This window comes from Vicinamibacterales bacterium (assembly GCA_036504215.1).
GTDB lineage: Bacteria > Acidobacteriota > Vicinamibacteria > Vicinamibacterales > Fen-181 > FEN-299.
In genome coordinates this window covers 1-1,826 of the sequence record DASXVO010000077.1, presented here as the reverse complement: position 1 = coordinate 1,826, position 1,826 = coordinate 1, and the positions used below count along the sequence as shown (strand labels likewise).

At 63.5% G+C, this 1,826-nt stretch carries 1 protein-coding gene; it reads left to right on the top strand.

Annotated features, from left to right (window positions below):
• The first annotated feature begins 354 nt into the window (after nt 1-354).
• Nucleotides 355-1,797, top strand: coding sequence for a glutamine synthetase family protein (locus VGK32_20900; GenBank protein HEY3384224.1), 1,443 nt, complete (start codon nt 355-357; stop codon nt 1,795-1,797).
• The last annotated feature ends 29 nt before the right edge of the window (nt 1,798-1,826 follow it).

The window sequence follows — 1,826 nt, the reverse complement described above, 5'->3', positions numbered from 1 at the left end:
GGCGAACTGGCGGTCGCGGCGGCGCTGTCGGGGCGCGTGTCGAAGCGCGTGCGCGCCGAGATCCGCTCGGCCAGAATCTACGTGGAGGGCCGGCCGGTGAGGGTGATGGTCAGGACCATGGCCGACGTCGCGGCCGTCAAGGAACTGCTCGCGGTGAAGCTCGATCCGTAGCCCGATCCGCGGATGCCGGTCTACGGTGCCCTCACCCGCCATGCCCAGGTCATCTGCCAAGTGACCTAATTCGCAGTCACATCTAAATATCTCGTTTCTTAGCATTGACTGACGCGTTCGTGATGTTAACATGTGCGCCGATAACATTAAGCACGTCACGTTAAGTACGCAAAGAGGTGAGTGATGGACAAAACGCCGCTCCGCGACTTCCTGGAGATTCCCTACGACAAGCTCGAGGAGATGAACCTGGTGGCCAAGCGCCAGCGCCTTGCCGGCGCGCCGGTGGACCAGATCCGTGAGGAGCGGCAGAAGTACCTGGCGGACGAGAAGCGCATCAAGGCGGTGACCGTGTGTTTCACCGACCTCGAAGGCCGCTTCCACATGCTCGACTACGACAAGAAGTTCCTGCTCGGGGCGTCGGACAACCTGACGTTCGACGGGTCGTCGATCCGTGGGTTCTCACAGCAGGCGGAGTCGGACCTCAGGCTGGCGGTGGATTGGAGCGCCTTCTACTGGCTGCCGGCCGACATCTTCGGTCCCGGCAAGGTTCTGGTGTTCGGGCTCGTCGAAGAACGGGACGGTGCGCCGTATCCGGCGGATATGCGCACGCGGCTCAGGAGCTACACCAAGACGCTTTTCGCGCGGGACGGCACCGTGGCGCACGTGTCGAACGAGATCGAAGGCTTTCTGTTCAAGGGCCGCGATGCGGAGCGGCAGTTTCCCGCGACCGGCCAGTTCGAGTTCCTCTCGACCGGCGGCTACTACCACTCGCTCCCGGGAGATGGGTTGCGGCGCTTCATCGACATGTCGGCCGAGGTGCAGCGTGCGCTCGGGTTTGCGAACGAGAAGGACCACCCCGAGGTCGCCCCGTCGCAGTTCGAGATGAACTACTCCTATACAGAAGCCTGCGTCGCGGCCGACCAGGTGCAGCTCTACAAGCTCATCTGCCGCCAGGTTGCGCAGCAGATGGACATGACCGCGTGTTTCCTGCCCAAGCCCGTGACCAGCGTCAACGGCAGCGGCATGCACACCAATCTGTCGTTGACACGCGACGGCTGCAATCTGTTCTGGGATCCGAACGGCGAGGATCATCTCTCGGCGCTCGGGTGGAGCTTCGTGGACCGGATCCTCGCGAGCGCGAATGACGTCTGCCTGATCCTCAACTCGAGTGTCAACGCCTACCGCCGCCTCGATCCGCACTTCGAGGCGCCGAACCAGATCAAGGCGTCGGCGATCAACCGGGGCGCGATGATCCGGATCCCGCTCGCCAACGAGAAGTCGGCGCGGATCGAGGTCCGCTCGATGGCACCCGACGCGAACCCCTATCTGGCCATTTACTCGCTCCTCCGCGCCGGCCTCGAGGCACCGCTCCCCGAGGACGCCGAGACCGAGATCCGCCGCTCGCGCACGCGCTTCCTGCCGGACAACATCTACGACGCGATCAGGTTGTTCAAGGGCAGCCGCCTGGCGATGGAACTGCTCGGCGAGGGCGTCCACTCGAAGTTCGCGGAAGTGAAGCAACTCCAGGCGGACCGCTGCCCCAAGGCGCTGGGCGCGCTCATCAAGACCTCCGAGGTGCAGTTCCATCACGAGGTGACGAACCAGTACCTCTGGAACATCTTCTAAACCCTGAGGGGTAGAAGGAGCCAGGAGTC